Here is an 18,724-nt window from a genome sequence, read left to right on the forward strand (position 1 = left end):
CCTCAATTCTCATTTTCAAATTGTTTCGCTCTCCACTTCCAATATCTCTTTCTAAAACTCTCGTATTGTGCTTTTAAAACCTTATCATTTCTAAAACTTTCACCATCAGACTTTAGCTGATGAATGACATCACTATATTTTGTATGTAAGCTATTCGGGATTTCAAGCATTGGGCCAGGTTCTTCTTGAATCAAGTGATGTAAATTAATCTGTGTACCGTCTTTTGCATAAGGGGCATTCCCGTTTTTCATAAGCTGAAGATTTGTAACACCGAATTCTGTTTTTTGATTAATATCAATATCTTTCATAGTATACACTCTACGGCTTACATCTTTAACTTTCCCCTTCGCCTTTACCTTCCCCTCTATTTCATATGCTTCATACTTTTCTTTATTTAGCCAAGGGGGGCTTATCTTTTGGCCAGTAAACGGTTTTCTTGTTCCATCCGGTATTTTCTTCGCATTAGTCAAAAGTTCATTCTTAAGGCTTTGGCTATCAACCACATTGTATGGCACGCCCCCTGCCATAGCAAAGTCGTACTTAGGATTATAAGGCAGCAAATCTGGAATCTTGACGTCTTTTATTTTCTTCCCTGCCTGACTTGCTTTGTTTATGACCTTCCCCGTTGCATCTGCTTTGTTAATGGCTCCTGCACCTTTTGTACCAACAACAGCTACAGCCACTGAACCAATAGCATAGGTAACCCATCTTGATCTAGAATAGGCATCTCCATTCACCATATCCTTTTGATATGACTCTTCTATGGCTACTGAAATGGCATCATATGTTTTCACTGGATGAATAACTGCATTGCCCAGCGCTAAGAGTGTTTCTCCTGGATCGGTGATGAAGTCCCATATGCCGGTTACAGTGTCTTTTCCTACATCATATAAGCCTACTCCTACACCTTTTACGATATCCCAAGTGATTTCTCCTGCTCCTTCTAGTTGCTTCGCTTGTTCAATTTGCATTGCAAGCTGTACTTGAGCTGGCTCCAGATTCTCGTACCCTACTTTCTTAGCAATCTCTAAATATTCATCAGGGTCAGAGACACCGTCATTAAGTTTTTTCTTTAATTCCTTGATTTCACGTTCCTTTGCTTCTTCTTTCTTCACGCTTAAGTAAGCTTCAGAATGCTTCTCTATGTCGCCTTTTTTCTTATGTATGTCACTTTCTCTATACGCTTTGGCGTTATAGTGAATCGGAGTGGCGTTCTTCCCTTTGCCTGTTGATTCCTGCAGCTTTTTAAAATCTTGCTGGATGAACTGTTCGTTAGGCTCTGTTTCAGCGTATTCTGTTTTTAAATCCTCATCAAGCTTGTTTAGCTTATCGATTGTTTTTTCACGTTTGTCATCTGCAGAAGAAAGTTTGTCTTTGAAGTCTTCTGTTGAGAATATTTCAAGGGGAAGAATATCATTGATGTCGTTTAATATGTCTTTCATTGCTTTTTTCTGTTCAGACATAATGGATTTTGATTTTGTATAGGAGTTAGCCAACTCGTGTTCTAAAAAGGATTCTTCTATGTAAGCATCAGACATCTTAGCATCTTCAAGTTTTGCAGACATGCTGCTTAAGAAAGCAATCTTCATGTCAATTAAATCAATCCATTGATCGGTAACACCGACATGATCATGATAAAATGCTTTAATGTTGTCAGCACCCTTGCCTGAAAACTCACTGTCATCTAGGTTAGCTACGTTTTGAAAAGCTTTTCTTAGCTTCACCATTTGCGACCTTAGTTCCTTATACTCTTTGGTTCTTTTATCGGCCTCAAAGAGTAATGAATCAGCCTCAAATACCTTCATATCATTCTCCTTCCTAGACTACTCTATGTAAATTTTACCACAGTAATCTATTTGAATAACAGAAAAAGACAGCCCAAATGACTGTCTTATACATCACACACTATCTTGTTCTATAATAATTTTCTGCGGTATAGTAGCGCCAATCCCAAAAAGGTTCTCCATTGGCCAATATATACCGGTCTAAAAATATTTCAAAGTTTACATTTAATGGATTATATTCTAAACCACTTTCAAATATATAGAGATAGTTGGGATCACCTTGGTTCACTTTATCTTTATCAATCATTAAATGGCATTCTTCCAATAAGTAGCCAATTGGAATACCATTGATATCTTCAAACAAATCCTCATATTTTAACTCCTCTTCAATCTCTTCAAGGCTAAATAGCTGAAGTCCTCCACCTATATTCTCCCCATCAGAAAGAATCTCAAAAATTTTCGCACCGTTATGCAGTGTCATGAACTTCTGATAATCCTCTGGAAGGGTAATCTGATGTTTAGCTTCAAAGCTTTGAATGTCGTTAAGGGTTGCTTTGTCCTGTGAAAATGTAACAAGGAACTCCATGATATCCCCTTCAGAACAAAACAATTGAATGGCTCCTTTTTCATCTAAAAGACTTTTCAAACCATTTACCGTCTTATGAACAAAGTTAGTCACATACATCACCCCTTTATTTCCTTTTAACAATAACCTTTCAAATTCCAAAAGATGTGAACAGATCGTGATAGGTGCTCTTTTCAGTGAATATAATGCAATAAATTCTAAAAAGAGGTGCCTCTAAAAATTGAATTCTCTAATGAATGATGACATGGTAAAGATCATTAGAAATGGCCTTAGCGCATCCCAGCATCCAAAGCATATTCTTGTTGTAGGAGCTGGATTGTCCGGGCTTGTATCAGCATCATTGCTGAAAAATGCCGGTCACAGAGTAACGATTCTCGAAGCGAGCGGCAGAGCGGGCGGCCGTGTCTGCACTTTGAGAGCTCCCTTTAGTGATGATTTGTATTTTAACGCTGGCCCGATGCGCATACCGAATAACCATTCGTTAACCTTAGAATATATAAAAAAATTCAAATTGCCAACAAATGTATTTCTCAACAGAACCCCGATGGACATCATTTATGCAAATGGAATCAAAACACGTCTCCAAGTTTTTGAACGAGCTCCTGGAATATTGAGATACCCAGTTGCACCAAATGAACAAGGGAAAACGTCTGAAGAGCTGATGCTTTCTTTACTGCAGCCTATTCTAAATTTTATCAATCAAAATCCAGCGAGAAATTGGCGGATTGTCGAAGAACAATACAAAAATCATTCGTTAAGCTCTTTTTTAAACACGTATTTTTCATATGGCGCGATCGATATGATTGGTGTACTTTTGGATATGGAAGCGTATATGGGGATGTCCCTTGTTGAAGTATTGCGGGAATCTATCTTTTTTTCATCGCCCGCTCACTTCTATGAGATAACTGGCGGCATGGATCTGCTGCCTCACGCGTTTCTTCCTCAATTAAAAACAAACATTCTATACCATCAAAAAATGATGAAAATTTCTCAGGGGGAAAATAGTGTTACGATCCATTGTCAGCATCAACAAACGGCAGAATTTGCATCGTTCACAGCAGATCTCGCTATTGTAACCATTCCTTTTTCAACATTGCGATTTGTAAAAGTCGAACCATACCATTCATTCTCTTACTATAAACGGAGGGCCATCCGTGAGCTAAACTATATCAGTGCAACAAAAATCGGCATAGAGTTTAAAAGCCGATTTTGGGAAAAAGCCGGGCAGCGCGGCGGCAAATCTATTACTGATCTACCGATTCGTTTTTCGTATTATCCAAGCAGAAATATTGGAGCAAATGGACATGCCGTCATTCTGGCAAGTTATACTTGGGCTGATGAGGCACTGATATGGGACAGTCTTTCAGAAGGAGAGCGAATCCAGTATACTTTACTGAATTTATCTGAAATCTATGGTGATATTGTGTGGTCTGAATTTGTGTCTGGCACTTCTTTTAGCTGGAGCCAGTACCCGTATTCTGCGGGAGGTTTTACAGCTTTCGAACCAGGACAAGAATTAGAGCTGTATCCCTATATTCCTGTCCCTGAGGGCAGAGTTCATTTCGCCGGAGAACACGCCTCACTCACTCATGCGTGGATGCAAGGCGCGATTGAATCTGGAATACGTGTTGCTTATGAGGTCAATCGCTTACCTTAGATCATGCTCACATCTTGTTAAAACTGGTTGATATAAAAAGAAGTGAAGAATTTATACTCCTTTGTTTAAAAGATTAATTCAAATATGGGATGTCTCAACATTCGGTTCTTTATTATTTTTATACACGTTTTGAATGCGGACCTCCCTTTTCTTCCATAATCATTAATAAATACCCAACCATAGAAAACGTTTTAATTAACCATCGGGGGAACTTTCTTTCACTGTATAACGATTCTTAATGTTGCTTTTTATCCTTTACTTGTCCTCTCTTTTTTTCATTGACTTACATTTCTTGAAAACCAGAATAATCCTAAAGGAATTTTGTAACAAATACAGAATTGGAAAGATAAGCGCCAAAAGAAATACTAACTCCTTATCTCAAAGACAAAACAGCGCTTATATTAAAAGAAAGAGGTGTCTTTAGAATGGTTCATTTTAAAAACTGCCCTGATCCTTCTCTAAACGCCAATTCTCAGTCTCACCCCGAATTTTCATCCGAATTAGAACATATTAAGACAAGAATGCAAAACTTTATTAAGCACTCGGTTACAGACCAAAATATCGAAGTTACTGACGCAAGGGTGACGGCCGAAGGAGAGGTCACCTCTCTTTTAAAAGAACGTCTCGACAAGGAATACTATAGGCTTTTATCTAAAATCACCCGGGAAGTAAATGTGGCTGACTTCGGCGCTGTTCCAGATGGAAGAGACAATACTGAAGCTTTTCGAAAAGCAATCGGGAATGGCCGAGTCAAAGTACATGTTCCAGCGGGAGAATACCTCGTTCAAGGGATTAAACTTCCATCTTGGACAACAATTGTTGGACAAGGTAAAGGAATCACAGTGATTAAATTGCATGAAGACACTCCAGCGCATGAATGGGTGATTACAAATGATGATTATCAAAATGGAAATCGCAATATTTTTGTCCAAGGAATGTCATTAGACTGGAATCCAAGTAGACAATGCGGTGTGAGGAATCCAGGGGGACAGTTCTCCAGTTGTTTAACTTTTGCTAAGGTTGAATATGGGTGGATCAAAGATGTGGAAGCGATTAACGCAGGTCTTCATGGTATTGATATTACATCGCCAACGTATGACCATTTACCTGATACCGATTGGACAAAAGACGGATCAAGATATATTTGGATCGATAACTGTGTGACATATGGTTCAGGAGACGACGGCATTACCACCCATTATAGCGAATACATCTTTATTTCAAACTGCCACTCAGGAAATCCGCGGGGAACAGAATTTGCTGAAGGTGTTTCAAACTCCAACGGAATAGAAATTGACGACGGCTCTAGGCATGTGTGGCTTTTGAATAACTTTACAAGCGGCAACATCCGGGGAGTTGAAGTAAAAGCCCATGAACTGTGGCCGGCCTCTCAAAACGTCCATATCATAGGCCATATTTCTTATCGCGATGTTCGTGCATTTGATCTTCGTCATATTGGTCACCATCAATTTACAGATCCTGAAAGCACAACAGCATACGATGTCACACTCATTGATTGTTCAGCAGTTGAACCAGTTTTCAACTCGCTTTACGATGCTGTGACCCCAAGAGCGCTGGTTATTTCGGCATATAAAAACGTTAATGTAAGCGGATTCACAGCGATTGGTGATCCAGACTATGATTATAAAGAAAACCCTGTCGTAGCCTTGCAATATCGCAGCCAAAATATAACCATTAATGGTATTAAAATTCGCGGGTTTAAAAAAGCCGGTGTTGATATTAATTTATCAGGCGGATCAAATAAAACTGATTATATAAAAATTTCAAATTTTGATATTTATAAATCTGCTCCAAAAGGAATTTCAATCGGTGGAGGCCTCTACAATGTCAATATTCTAAATGGAACGATGATTACTGACAATGGGACAGTTGGAATTCAGTCCCCCAATAATCAGGCCACAATTCTCGGTGTACAATCAGAAGGTTATAGTGTGGCAGCCTCAATCAAAGGTCAAACATACCAACAAGTTCCAATCAATTTGAAAGGAGGCATACAGCTTGCAACGACCTCTGGCTTTGCCGTTAACCAAACAAGCGCAGTTATAGCAGGTACCGGCGACATTACGGCCCGTGGAGAAAGAAATGCGGTCATTAGCTCTTCTGGAGGCTCCAGTACTGAAGGCTCTCGCGCATTAATCGCTTCTTCAAATAACGCACATATTAGAGGAAACCATGCGTCAAGAACAATACTGTCTTCTGAAAATATTATACTTGAGGAACCATACACCGTGGCAGGAGGTCACCAATCAATAAAGTGGCTTCTTGACTCTGTTCGGGGAAACGGGACGTTTGCCGGTGCAATCAGTTCTTCTTTAGGTGGATATGGAGAGTATTTTGAGAGTACAACTGGACAGTTAATCCATACTGGTACAATCGTGACTTTAAGAGGTGAAAAAATTGTGCCCGCGAATGTTGGAGATTATATGCTTGGCGTTATTTCAGAAACTTCAGCTTTCATTTCAGGAGCCTCCAGTTTCGTCTGGCAGGGGCGTTATTTGACAAATGAGTTCGGCGGATTTATTTATGAAACGGTGACTGATGAGGAAAGCGGTGAACTCATACGTGTTCCCAAACAAAATCCAGACTACGATACAGCGCTGGAGGCAAATTATCATTCACGGGCAGCAAGAGACGAATGGCACGTAGTAGGGTTGGTAGGCCAACATTATGTTCGTATTGACGAAACTGTCAATCAAGGAGATTATCTTACGGCACATAATGGAATAGGAACAAAAGCCGCTGAAGGAAGCTGGAAAGTAATGAAAATAACCTCTGCTTACACATCAGAAAAAGGGTATGGTATCGCTCTAACCGTCATCAAATAGTGGATACGCCGACCAGTTCAATATATGTTTATCCAAATAATTAAATCTCTTTTCTAGGTTCGTTATTCCTTGTATGTTATTATCAATTTTCAATATCTACCAAAATACCCTTAATATACTATCGTAATTAACTTATATTATAATCAAAAAAATTTTGACAGCTGTTCCTTCTCGTTATTCATGAAAGTTGCTATTGAAATGAGTAAATGGATATCATATTAGACTTCTATAGCAAATACACCATATATATCCTTTAAGTATTTACAAATTGAAAATGTTTCATGAGGCTTATTAAAAGTATTGTTCTTTTATCATCTGTAAGTCGATACAAACTGCATTAAGATCACACCTAAATCTCACTGAGTTTTTTCTTACAAATAAAATGAAAACCCTTTCCATTATAAATTCATTTCACCGTTACTAAAAGTAATCCTTGCATTCCTTCGCCCTCCATGCTATATTCATATAGCGATGAGCTGAATTGTGTAAGCCGATGTACATGCCTTTACGGCACACACGAATGTGGCGTGTGGTGCATCGCCTCAATACGCAAAAGACGTTTGCCTTAGGCAAACGTCTTTTTTTGCGTTATCCGATTTTTGTGCCGTTTGGGACAGGCTGATCCGGCTGCAAAAGGACGACGTCGCCCTGGCCGGGTATGCCACCGAGGACCAAGACTTCCGATTTAAATCCGGCGATCCGGCGGGGCGGAAAGTTCACGACTGCTATGACTTGCTTGTTGATGAGATCTTCTGGCTTGTAACGCTTCGTGATTTGTGCGCTCGATTGTTTTATGCCGATTTCAGTCCCAAAATCTATCACAAGCTTGATTGCCGGTACTCTTGCTTCAGGAAATTCTTCCGCTTTTACAATTGTTCCCGTTCTGATATCCAATTTCTCAAAGTCTTCAATGACTGCCATATCAATAACTCCTTTTTCTCCTATTGTAAAGGAGATATTCAAGATTTGTTTAACCAAATAGCCATTATTTTTTATCTGAATATAAGGTGTTTCGATACAGGCGGGGCGGCATTCCTGTGCTTTTCGTGAACCATCTTGTAAAAGAAGAAAGGTTTTGAAAGCCCAGCGCCTCGCTCACGACGGTAAGGGTTACATTTCTCTCCATCAGCATTCGTTTTGCTTCCTCAAGGCGAAGGTCGGCAATATAGTTCTGCGGGGACTTCCCTGTCTGTTTTTTGAACCAGCTTGAATAGTAAGCTGGGTGATAATGCTCGATTTCTGCCAGCTTCTTAATCGTCAGCCGTTCAAATAAGTGGCTGTGAATGTATGCAATTGAGGCATAGCTATGGGATTGAAGCTTTTCTTTTATGTATTGTACTAGCATATGAAGCGAGTTGGCTGTTCCGGCCTTTGCTTCCTCTGTCAGCAAGTACCTGATCGAAGACCAGAAAGGATCGAGTGCAGCTTCAATTCCCGATCCTGCACGATACTCATCAATTTTCATTGCATGAAGCGGAACATCCAGTACAAGACATTCATTTCTTCCGATAGAACGGAAACGATGCTCACACTCCGGCGGAATATATAAAAAATGATCTGGCTTTAATTTCACCTGGCGCTCTTCAGTCTCAAGATCAATACTCCCTTCAAGCGGAAAAAGAAATTGGCTGTATGCGTGCTTATGTGAATGATAAAGGCGTGTGTATGTCCGTTTTTCGCAAATCATCTCTTGAAGCGAGTCCATCAGCAAACCCCTTCCTTTGGTCATCTTTTAATCCGGTAATGGTGTTCCGATATAGGCGAAAATACGATCTTTTCATATAAAGAAACTGCCGCCAGATTGTCTTTCATCACTTGTAAAAACATGCGTTCCGCTCCGTTGTTTTTTGCCCATTCAGTCAACACCCTGATCACTTGGGTTCCTGCCCCTTTTCCTCTGTGCTCCTCAGCTACAACGATATTACTAAGTCCGCCATAACCATCAATGACAGAAACCGTGCCAAGCGCTGTCAGGCTTTCTTTGTCATACATCTTGAAAAAAGTTTTACACGGCGGCATGCGTTCGAAAATGTGTTTGTAACCTTTGTGACGCTCGGGTGAAAACCCTTCTAATTGAATAAATTCATCTATCCAAACAGATGATGGCTCTTGTTCCCACTTGTATGTAAATCGGCTGTTGTCATTTGTTCGGCTCATAATTGACCGGCACAACGCTGTCATCTGGAAGCACTCGTCTACCTTTTCATAACGGCTGTCTGCCAAAGCGTCATCAAGCCCTTTCGGTGATGCGTTGCTAATATGAAAACAAACAGGTAAGCCTAAACTTTGATAAAAAAGTTCGGCCTCTAGCTGAAAATTCCCTTCAGGCATATCCGCAGAAGTCCATACGCTATTTGCCCTTTTGGTTACGCCAAAATTCGCTCTGAGAAGCCATTGCCCTATGCTTTTTTGAAAATAAGCCGGCCATGAAGCTGCCGCTAACCGTTCAATCTTGTGAATGTCATCCATTGCATAATGCCTCTCCCCTATGTATACTCCCTTGATATTATACAATATTCAGAAATATAAGACATCCATTTATTTGTTTACATAATATTTTTATTGTTTATTAATAATCCCGACAAAAATGTCCGAATTGAAAATGACAGGCTTTCTAAAATGTCCTCTTCACGTTCAAATGCTTCTTTTGCGATTAAAGCAGTAAAGCCATGCAGCAGGCTTCTAAGCCCCCTTGTCGCATGAATGGCAGTCTTTTCACTTGCATAGCCGTTTTCAATGAGCAGCTTCGTCACAAGACAGACAATTTGGTCAGAGACGATTTCCGTCCGTTTGTCCTGAACCTTAAGCAGAGCCGCTTCATAATATCCGGGATTTTCAATTGCAAAATCAACATATGCATGAGCTAAAGAAAGCATAGCGGAATCTCCCTTTCGTTCGGTTACGGAGTCCGCCATTTGATCAAAAAGCTTTGTCAGTCCTCTGACAGCAAGTTCTGCTCTGATCGCTTGCAGCCCGTTGATATGATTATACAATGACGGGGGGCGCACATTCATTTTTTTAGAAAGTGCGGCAAGTGAGACACCATTTACCCCTTCCTGATCGGCAATCTCCGCTGCAGCGTCTACAATCATTTTTTGGGTCAAACCTATTCTCGGTGACATGCTCATCATCCTTTCTTTGCTTTTTGGATCGCCTGTCTCATCCGCTCTGAAGGTGATCGCAGGAATTTTCCATGTCCGACAGCGAGACAGGTAGGCGCCTTATCGGCGAGCAATTGTGCGCTTTTGATGGCCTCCTCCTTATTCCATGTAGCGAAGGCGGGAAAAGGAAACGCCCATTTTATCTGACCTGATACAGCGATTCCTCCGCGTAACTGGAGCGCATCTCCTGCTATTAAAGTGCCGTTTCTTGTATCAAGAAATGACATGCTGCCCGGTGTATGGCCCGGTGTTGGAATGGCAAGCAGGGAACCAATTGTTTCACCGCCCGTCAGCAGTTGGTGAGGCTTTGTTTGTATGTGTTTCGGAATACCTCCTTTTATAGGCGTCTGCGGCTCATCTTGCCGCAAGGATGTGTCACCTTGGAGCAAGAATGAATCCCGTTCCGAGATCATGACCTTTGCATGCGGAAATGTTTGTGCCAATGTATCCAGTGATCCGACATGGTCCCCATGTGCATGAGTCAGTAAAATATGCTGAAGCGGTTTTCCAAGCTGATTCACAGCTTGAATAATCCCTTTATAGCTGCCTGGCAGTGCGGCATCAATAAGGGTGACTTCGTTTTCTTCCTCTACTAAATAGCAATTAACCGGAAACAATGCTGGAAAAAAAGTCAGCTGCCAAACCGTTTGGTACTGAGTAATTCTCATCTTTTTACCCTCCTAACAAAAACTAATGGCGTTAGTTTTATTATTAACTAACACCATTAGTTTTTCAAGAGTTTATTATTTTTTTATCGCTACATAAATGTTAACTTGTGCTCGCTGTGGCACTGCGGCACTTTGATCATACATCTCAAAATCACCTGTAAACGTGCGCAGATGCCGCTTATCCCAAGTCCAAATTTCCTTCCACGTTTCAAGCACAATCTCTTCAATAGGACCGATTCTGGAAGTGAAAACGGCGTAAGCGGAAGCCGGCAAATCAATGTTTTCATATGGTCCCGGAAGAATGTCGTCGTATTCCTGAAACGTTCCGACTGAAAACGTATAAAACCCATTCGTCTCTTGTTCATAATTCGAATATAAGGCAATAATGCTCTTGTCTTTTTCAGCCTGTGATAAAAGAGCGCTCATATCCTGCTTCCAGAATTGATCCCACAGTGCCGGAATCCTCCTTTCTTCCGTCATTTCCAGTGCGTTGCTTGTCCGTTGTGACAGTCCGGCAAATCGTTTCCGGTCTAAGTGTGTTATATGTGAAAAGCCCATACGATCTCCTCCTTTTTTTAAGATTATAGACAAAGAAACCTGACAGCAGTGTGTCAGGTTTCATATATTTTTTGCATGTGATGAATGGTTTCTTTTACTTTATCCCGTATATGAAGAGGCTGCAGAACCTCAATATCCTTTCCGAACTGGAGCAAAAAACCGATCAGCCATTGATCTTCTGGAAGTGAAATCACTGCCCGGCAGATTTCATCTTCCTCACAGTGAAGGACATCATATCCGAACCATTCACCTATACGCTGACGTGCTGCCGGCTGAACAAGAATAACCAATTCAGTTAAACGGCCCTTCTGGTACCAATTCTTATCCCATGGCAAAGTGTCCAGCTGAATGTCTTTTCTGATAAAGGTCTGATGTAAGATAGCCAGATCTTTCATCCGGTTTAGTTTAAAAAAACGAAAATCATTTCTTACCAGGCAGTAGGCATATAAATACCAGTGCCCCGCCTTGCAAACCAATGTATAAGGTTCAGTTTCACGAAGAAGTGTTTCCCCGCTTGCGCTTGTATATGTAAAAGATATCGTTGACAACCGATCGATGGCGGCGCTGATTTTCTCACGAAGCGCCTTTTGATCCTCGGTATGGCCCCATGCCGTCATGTCAATAAACCATTTTTCTGTTTGGTGCTTAAATGCTTGAGCAGATTGCTCAGGTATAAGGTGTTTGATTTTTTGATAGGCTGTGCTGTGAGAAACGGGTTCATACATAGATGAAACGCTCTGCAAAGCGGAAGCAATTGCAAACAATTCCTCCTCCTTCAGCCACTCTCTTTCAAGCCGATACGTTTCCATGATGCCAATTCCGCCCCCGGAACCCTGTGAGGTCACAATCGGAATACCAGCCCTATTGATCGTCTCAATATCACGGTAAATTGTTCTGACAGATACTTCAAACAGCTCAGCAAGCTCTGCAGCCTGCACTTGTTTTTTGCTGATCAATAACACAACCATCGCTAACAAACGTTCCAGTTTCATTCTGCGCACCTTTTCTTCTTGTATTTTCCAACAAAAACAATCATAACATTTTGATAAAGCTTGGGCATATCTATCATGCGGCGGAATACACCTTGCATATGCTATGAAAACAGGGGTTTCCCCTTCTTTTTTGTGTTCAGTATTTATTTCAGCTACTATTTCTGACCGGATAAGCATACACTTCTCAACGGAGGGGATTTCACATCATGCATCTTACACTTCAGAGCGTTTATCCTGCCATGATCATCATCTTTTTTCTGTATAAAAAAATTAAAAGGTCCATCGGATACCAGCCGCTGAAGCCCCGCTGGCTGTTCACCCGTATCATTCTTTTCTCGCTGTTTGCTTTTGGCCTTTCAATCTTCAGCGCCATTCACCCTTTTTTATATGGATATCTCATTTTGGGCATTCTTGGCGGATGGCTCCTTGTCTTTTTCGCTAAGAAAAACATCTCCTTTGAAAAACGCAGAGGAAAGATCTATTTTCGGACTCATATTTGGGTAGAGGTGATTCTCTTAACTTTATTTCTATCAAGATTTCTGTATCGAGTGACGGAGCTTTATCTTACCTCACCTGATCTAAACCGCCTTGGATCATACAGTCAGTCAATCGGAACGGACCCTCTGACAATTGGCGTCTGTTTTCTGATAGCCGTTTATTATATCGGTTTTTCTTCTTTTGTCATCAAGCTCAGCAGAAACGAACTCGAACAGCACGGACACAATAAAGAAAAAGACATCCTTGCCCGCTAGCAGCGAGTTAAGCAAGGATGTCTTTTTCAATCATGCTGTGTATGATGGATCATTTGCTGAAGAACATCTAAAACATGTTCATCCTCGGGAGAGTAATAAATCGATGTTCCTTCTCTGCGCGATTTGACAAGCCGGAGATTTTTTAAAAATCTAAGCTGGTGGGACACGGTGGATTGCAGTAAATTCAGCTTTTCTGCAATTCCGTTTACTGCATGCTCACCCTGGGACAATAAATGGAGAATTCTGATTCGGGTAGGATCAGAAAGCGCTTTGAATGTTTGCGCGACTAGAAACAGCGTCTCCTCGTCCAGATCAGCAGCCGATTGTTCCGTTTCTCTAAATTCAGTCATATGGTATCACCTTTCTTTATTCATAGTTTTATCTTATAACAAATGCGCTTGAGTGCAAACCAGCCTGCTTGTATTCCATTTCAATCTCATAGTTTAAATTTATGTTTCAAATCAGGTTTTTACTTGGTCTGATATACCGTCTTATGTCATAATAAAAAAGGTCATACTGCTCCAAACATTGAGGGTGAAACACAGTGAAGAAAAAGAGAAAAGGCTGTTTCGCTGCTGCGGGTTTTATGATGATTTTTGTCTTTGTCATCGCCTCTTTTTTATTGGTACTGCTTTTTTTCAACCGGGATTTAGTCAAAAAACTTCCGATCGATACGAAAACGATTGTTTTGGAACGTTTAACCGATTACAAACCCTTGGTGGAAGAAGAGCTTGAAAGCCAAGGACTCTCTAATTATACATCACTCATATTAGGCATGATGTATCAGGAGTCAAAAGGAAAAGGCAATGATCCCATGCAGTCCTCTGAATCTCTGGGGTTAAAACGCAATGAGATAACAGACCCTCAACTCAGTGTTAAACAAGGCATCAAGCAATTTACCCTCATGTACAAGACCGGTAAGGAAAAAGGCGTGGATTTGGATACCATTATTCAAAGCTACAACATGGGGGCAGGTTACATTGATTTTGTAGCTGAACATGGAGGAACGCATACTGAGGAATTGGCAAAACAATACTCCGAGCAGCAAGTCAAAAAAAATCCTGATCTGTATACTTGCGGGGGAAATGCGAAAAATTTCCGCTATCCGTATTGCTACGGTGATTATACGTATGCAGAAAAAGTAAAAGAAAAAACAAAAACTGTTGAAGAATCTTTGCAGGTTGCAACACTTGAAACCATGGAATCCAAGGCTCATGAATAAGAGTCTATCAATTTACTGACAAAAGCCCAAAAATGAATTTGGGCTTTTGCCATGTTTACACGTAAAAAAAGCCATACTGAGTATGGCTTTTAATAATACGGTGAAATCATCAAATATACAATAACGCCTGTAAGGCTTACATACAGCCATAGAGGCATTGTCCATCTCGCAATTTTTTTGTGGCGCTCTACCTGCATGCTGAAGCCTCTGATCAGCGTAAACAGCGCAAGCGGCACAATAATTGCAGAAAGGCAGATATGTGTAATTAAAATAAAGAAATAAATCGGGCGCATAATACCTTCTCCGCCATAGAGCGTGTTTTCCGCAATCGAGTGGTACGTCACATAGCAAATCAAAAATAGTAATGTTGTTGTGAATGCGGCCAAAATAAAGCGTTTGTGAGCTTTGATATTTTTCTGTTTAATCATAATCAGCGCGGCCAATAAGAAGATAAACGTAAAGCTGTTGAATATCGCATTCAGCATTGGCAAAATGTGAATATTCGCATGGCTGAACTGATCTAATTTAGGCATAAAAAACAGCACTGCGATTAAACCGTTAATCAGAACTGTCAGCGTAAGGACAATCCCCGTGTAATTTTTCGGTTTATTTTCTGTTTGGTTCATTTGGTGACCTCTCCTAATTTGTACTGGCTATCCAAATCGTATGCAAATTCAAAGAAGATGTCAACGGTTTCGATTGCTTCGTCAGAAATTAGACACACTTCAAAGGCCGGAGGCTATTAGCCCCGGCCTGTTAGGTTTACGCCTCTTTTATCAAATGTTCAATGACCTTATGTTCATTTTCATTCAGCAGGTTCTTTTGAATTTTCGAATGAATGGGTTTATTCATATGCTGATCCAAGATATCTGCCGTTTCTTTATCCCCGGCAATAACCATTCGTTCCCATCTTCTCGCGGCAGCTTTTTGATCAAGGCTGGCAGCCAGCCGTTTATACAGTCTCGATTGGTTCTCTGTTACATGTTCCCTCATCCGGTTCTCTTCAAATGGTGGCGCTTTGTCTACAGCGGAATGGCTATTCTTCCAAGACTCATTGATCATATCATACTCATAACGCTCCACCGCCTCAATTTTTCCTAAAACAGTTTCAATAATTTTCACTTCATTTTGCTGAGTTAAAATAAACGCCGTACTTGGGTATGCCTGGCGCAAACCCTTCAGCTGATCCAGGACAGCTGTTTCTTCCCAGTAAAATCTTGTATCTACAGGGACTTGAAGCTTAATAGGTTCCCATATGCCGCTGTCGGAAACAAAAAACACGAGACTGCGGGGCATGTCTTTTCCCATTGCATTCAAGTATTGATTCATTTTAGCCCTGATTCCATCCAGACACTTTTCCTCCTCTGGATCACTAGCTGCCAAATACTCTTTTAATCGGCTGAATCCTGACTTTAGGGCAATTTTCCATTCTCCCCCCTGCTGCTCTGGATCTCTCATGTCTGTATTGAGATACAGAGAGAGAATTTTATCCGGCGGTTCCAATTGGACATACTGTAATTTGTTAATCAATGAATCAATCGCCATTCCGATTCCTCCTTTTTCACAGGTTAGTTTTCTTTTTCCTCTCTTAAAAACGATCAAACCTGACTTTCCGCTAATTTCTAGTAATAATGGAATTGTTGTTTACAATACGCCTCTCTTCTAATACAATTGGTAACTGTGTTTCTAAGCTGATTTTTGAAAGGAGTTTGATCTTGTTTACTATTAAAGAAAAAAATCGTCAAGAGCTTGAAGAAGAACTAAATGATTTAGAATTTCAAATTTATCGCATGCAGGAGAATATGAAGAATTTATCTAAAGATGCCAAAGTGCTTGGTATTGATCAATCGAAACATGATGAGTGGATGATTGTTTCCTCGATTGATGATGGCCAAACATGCAAAATTATGCTAACTGATTGTAAAACGGCATACCGAGGAAAAGGCTGTTTTTCACTTGTAGCGTCTTACAAGGACGATGCCATTCATATAGGGGATATAAAAGGCCCTCCGAATCACGGGTTTGGCTCCATTTGCATGAAATATTTAAAAGATATTGCAAGAGACCACAATATACCGAAAGTCACCGGAGACATCGCCAAACGGGATTGGAATCATGTAGACCGGCTGATTCACTTTTATGAAAAACATCAATTCAAAGTATGTATCGATCATGATACCCAATCCGGCAGCATTAAGTGGGTTGATTTGTAAAAAAGTCTGGAAGAAAGAGCCAAGATATGCTGTAATGGTATAAAACCATTGATGGAGGGTTCTATGTACGCCTCAAAACTGAAAAAGGGAGACGAAATCCGGATCGTGTCTCCCGCGACCAGCATGTCTATATTATCAAATGAAGCAAAAATCCAAGCAAAAACGGCGTTAGAGCGCTTAGGTTATCGGGTAACCATCGCTGAACACGCAAATGAATGTAACGAATTTGATTCATCCTCTATCGAGTCAAGAGTCCATGATCTGCACGCTGCCTTTTTTGATCCAGGCGTCAAAGCGATTTTAACGACACTCGGAGGGTTTAATTCAAATCAGCTGCTGCGTTATCTTGATTACGAGAAAATCAAACGACATCCAAAAATTCTGTGCGGCTATTCCGATATAACCGCTCTTTGCAACGCTATTTATCAAAAAACGGGTCTTGTTACGTATTCAGGTCCCCACTTCTCAACATTTGCAATGAAAAAAGGGCTTGATTATACACAAGAGTATTTTCTTTCTTGCTGCGCTTCAGACGATCCGTTTGAAATTCTTCCTTCAAGTGAGTGGAGCGATGATCGCTGGTTTTTGGATCAAGAAAACAGGCGTTTTTATCCTAATAACGGCCCTGTTGTAATCCAAGAAGGTTATGCGGAAGGCACTTTAATTGGAGGAAACTTATGCACGCTTAATTTGCTGCAGGGTACGGAGTATTTTCCTGAAACAGAACATACTATTTTATTGATTGAAGATGATTATATGTCAGACATCCACATGTTTGACCGCGATCTGCAATCACTCATCCACCTCCCCGCTTTTTCACATGTAAAGGCGATTTTGATCGGCAGATTTCAGAAAGCATCAAACGTATCAATGGATCTTGTAAAAGCCATGATCGAAACAAAAAAAGAATTATCCGGCATCCCGATCATCGCAAATATAAATGCCGGACATACCTCGCCAATTGCCACGTTCCCTATAGGAGGAACATGCAGGATTGAAGCTATTTCGGGTACATTACGAATATGGATTGATAAACATTAATCAGCTTGTAAATTTTTTTACAAGCTTTTTTAGCGCAATCGATTATGCATGCCGCACGAGACATGACAAATGTCATATAGGAGGCATGATGTGTGCTACTACAAAAGACTTCTCTCATTAGCGTATACTGAACCGAGACACACAATGAGAGGATACTTACTATGACTGAACAAACCATTGCACATAAACAAAAACAGCTGACAAAGCAAGTCGCTGCATTTGCTCAGCCTGAAACAAAAAACAGCCTGATTCAGCTTTTAAACACGTTTATCCCATTCTTCGGCCTATGGTTTCTTGCTTATCTCAGCCTCGATGTCTCCTATCTTCTTACGTTAGCATTAACGGTGATTGCCGCAGGTTTTCTGACAAGAATTTTTATCATCTTCCATGACTGCTGCCATCAATCTTTTTTCAAACAAAAACGCTATAACCACATTCTCGGTTTTCTGACAGGTGTCCTGACTTTATTCCCGTATCTTCAATGGCAGCACAGCCATTCGATTCATCATGCGACTAGCAGCAATCTGGATAAACGCGGAACAGGAGACATCTGGATGTTAACAGTAAACGAATATAAAGCTGCATCCAGACGAACAAAGCTTGCATACAGACTTTATAGAAACCCGTTTATCATGTTTATTCTCGGACCGATTTATGTTTTTCTGATCACGAACCGTTTTAACAAAAAAGGCGCAAGACGCAAGGAACGTGTAAACACATACCTTACGAATCTGGCAATTGTCACGTTGGCTGCTGCTTGCTGTCTGATCTTTGGCTGGCAATCGTTTTTACTGGTGCAAGGCCCGATATTTCTGATTTCAGGTTCAATCGGTGTTTGGCTGTTTTATGTGCAGCATACCTTTGAAGATTCTTATTTTGAAGCGGATGAAAACTGGAGCTACGTTCAGGCTGCTGTTGAAGGCAGTTCATTTTATAAACTCCCGAAACTGCTTCAATGGCTAACAGGCAATATTGGTTACCACCACGTTCATCATTTGAGTCCAAAGGTGCCTAACTATAAGCTTGAAGTTGCTCATGAACATCACGAACCATTAAAAAACGTACCGACAATCACCTTAAAAACAAGCCTGCAATCACTTGCGTTCCGTCTATGGGATGAAGATAACAAACAGTTTGTGTCATTTCGGGCTATAAAACATATACCTGTAAGCCTTCCGCCTGATTCACCAGAAAAACAGAAGCTGCGGAAGAATGCCTGATGATAAAGGAGGTCTTCTAATATA

19 protein-coding genes are annotated in these 18,724 nt (G+C 40.7%); 7 read left to right on the forward strand and 12 right to left on the reverse strand.

Annotated features, from left to right (window positions below):
- Positions 1–2: 2 nt before the first annotated feature.
- Positions 3–1,805, reverse strand: a complete 1,803-nt coding sequence (gene yobL, locus M1D65_RS10135) for an LXG family T7SS effector ribonuclease toxin YobL (protein WP_064671121.1) — start codon at positions 1,803–1,805, stop codon at positions 3–5.
- 100 nt (positions 1,806–1,905) lie between these two features.
- Positions 1,906–2,463, reverse strand: coding sequence for an SMI1/KNR4 family protein (locus M1D65_RS10140; RefSeq protein ID WP_032726556.1), 558 nt, complete (start codon positions 2,461–2,463; stop codon positions 1,906–1,908).
- Between the two features lie 127 nt (positions 2,464–2,590).
- Here M1D65_RS10140 and M1D65_RS10145 point away from each other — a divergent pair, with 127 nt between their 5' ends.
- Both M1D65_RS10145 and M1D65_RS10150 read left to right on the forward strand, forming a co-directional pair.
- The gene (locus M1D65_RS10145) at positions 2,591–4,027 is read left to right on the forward strand and encodes a flavin monoamine oxidase family protein (protein ID WP_124073037.1); all 1,437 of its coding nucleotides are present in this window, start codon (positions 2,591–2,593) and stop codon (positions 4,025–4,027) included.
- A gap of 425 nt (positions 4,028–4,452) precedes the next feature.
- Entirely contained in the window at positions 4,453–6,873 is a 2,421-nt protein-coding gene (locus M1D65_RS10150; RefSeq protein WP_456270561.1) for a peptidase G2 autoproteolytic cleavage domain-containing protein, read from the forward strand.
- A 588-nt stretch (positions 6,874–7,461) separates the two neighbouring features.
- Here M1D65_RS10150 and csaA read toward each other — a convergent pair.
- The 7 genes from csaA to M1D65_RS10185 form a co-directional block, all read right to left on the reverse strand.
- Positions 7,462–7,794 carry a chaperone CsaA gene (gene csaA, locus M1D65_RS10155; RefSeq protein WP_047182724.1) on the reverse strand — a complete coding sequence of 111 codons (333 nt, stop codon included), beginning with the start codon at positions 7,792–7,794 and terminating at the stop codon, positions 7,462–7,464.
- A gap of 64 nt (positions 7,795–7,858) precedes the next feature.
- A complete protein-coding gene (locus M1D65_RS10160; RefSeq protein ID WP_080474439.1) occupies positions 7,859–8,584 on the reverse strand; it encodes a helix-turn-helix domain-containing protein in 726 nt (241 codons plus the stop codon).
- Positions 8,585–8,598: 14 nt separating this feature from the next.
- Complete coding sequence (locus M1D65_RS10165; RefSeq protein WP_064671118.1) at positions 8,599–9,342, reverse strand: GNAT family N-acetyltransferase; 744 nt, start codon at positions 9,340–9,342, stop codon at positions 8,599–8,601.
- A 77-nt stretch (positions 9,343–9,419) separates the two neighbouring features.
- The gene (locus tag M1D65_RS10170) at positions 9,420–9,995 is read right to left on the reverse strand and encodes a TetR/AcrR family transcriptional regulator (RefSeq protein WP_017697555.1); all 576 of its coding nucleotides are present in this window, start codon (positions 9,993–9,995) and stop codon (positions 9,420–9,422) included.
- 5 nt (positions 9,996–10,000) lie between these two features.
- Positions 10,001–10,702, reverse strand: coding sequence for an MBL fold metallo-hydrolase (locus tag M1D65_RS10175; RefSeq protein WP_015714087.1), 702 nt, complete (start codon positions 10,700–10,702; stop codon positions 10,001–10,003).
- Positions 10,703–10,777: 75 nt separating this feature from the next.
- Entirely contained in the window at positions 10,778–11,260 is a 483-nt protein-coding gene (locus tag M1D65_RS10180) for a GyrI-like domain-containing protein (protein ID WP_014480008.1), read from the reverse strand.
- 53 nt (positions 11,261–11,313) lie between these two features.
- The gene (locus tag M1D65_RS10185; RefSeq protein WP_032726563.1) at positions 11,314–12,252 is read right to left on the reverse strand and encodes a helix-turn-helix transcriptional regulator; all 939 of its coding nucleotides are present in this window, start codon (positions 12,250–12,252) and stop codon (positions 11,314–11,316) included.
- 206 nt (positions 12,253–12,458) lie between these two features.
- On the opposite strand from M1D65_RS10185, the gene csk22 reads away from it, so the two are divergent.
- Entirely contained in the window at positions 12,459–13,004 is a 546-nt protein-coding gene (csk22, locus tag M1D65_RS10190) for a mother cell-specific sporulation protein Csk22 (protein ID WP_015714089.1), read from the forward strand.
- A 26-nt stretch (positions 13,005–13,030) separates the two neighbouring features.
- Here csk22 and czrA read toward each other — a convergent pair whose 3' ends face one another.
- Positions 13,031–13,354 (reverse strand): Zn(II)-responsive metalloregulatory transcriptional repressor CzrA, encoded by a 324-nt coding sequence (gene czrA, locus M1D65_RS10195; RefSeq protein WP_003231284.1) that lies wholly within the window; start codon positions 13,352–13,354, stop codon positions 13,031–13,033.
- Between the two features lie 194 nt (positions 13,355–13,548).
- Between czrA and M1D65_RS10200 the strand changes: the two genes are divergently transcribed.
- Entirely contained in the window at positions 13,549–14,226 is a 678-nt protein-coding gene (locus tag M1D65_RS10200) for a lysozyme family protein (protein WP_014480011.1), read from the forward strand.
- Between the two features lie 89 nt (positions 14,227–14,315).
- Here the strand turns inward: M1D65_RS10200 and M1D65_RS10205 are convergent, their stop codons facing one another.
- Positions 14,316–14,852, reverse strand: a complete 537-nt coding sequence (locus tag M1D65_RS10205; RefSeq protein ID WP_003231280.1) for a DUF420 domain-containing protein — start codon at positions 14,850–14,852, stop codon at positions 14,316–14,318.
- Positions 14,853–14,988: 136 nt separating this feature from the next.
- The gene (locus M1D65_RS10210; RefSeq protein WP_187001781.1) at positions 14,989–15,771 is read right to left on the reverse strand and encodes a VLRF1 family aeRF1-type release factor; all 783 of its coding nucleotides are present in this window, start codon (positions 15,769–15,771) and stop codon (positions 14,989–14,991) included.
- A 170-nt stretch (positions 15,772–15,941) separates the two neighbouring features.
- Between M1D65_RS10210 and M1D65_RS10215 the strand changes: the two genes are divergently transcribed.
- The 3 genes from M1D65_RS10215 (at position 15,942) to desE (ending at position 18,700) form a co-directional block, all read left to right on the forward strand.
- Positions 15,942–16,439, forward strand: a complete 498-nt coding sequence (locus M1D65_RS10215) for a hypothetical protein (protein WP_456270562.1) — start codon at positions 15,942–15,944, stop codon at positions 16,437–16,439.
- Between the two features lie 63 nt (positions 16,440–16,502).
- Positions 16,503–17,480, forward strand: coding sequence for a S66 family peptidase (locus M1D65_RS10220; protein ID WP_187001782.1), 978 nt, complete (start codon positions 16,503–16,505; stop codon positions 17,478–17,480).
- Between the two features lie 161 nt (positions 17,481–17,641).
- Entirely contained in the window at positions 17,642–18,700 is a 1,059-nt protein-coding gene (desE, locus tag M1D65_RS10225) for a fatty acid desaturase DesE (RefSeq protein WP_187001783.1), read from the forward strand.
- Positions 18,701–18,724: the final 24 nt, after the last annotated feature.

Source organism: Bacillus sp. JZ39, assembly GCF_053903145.1.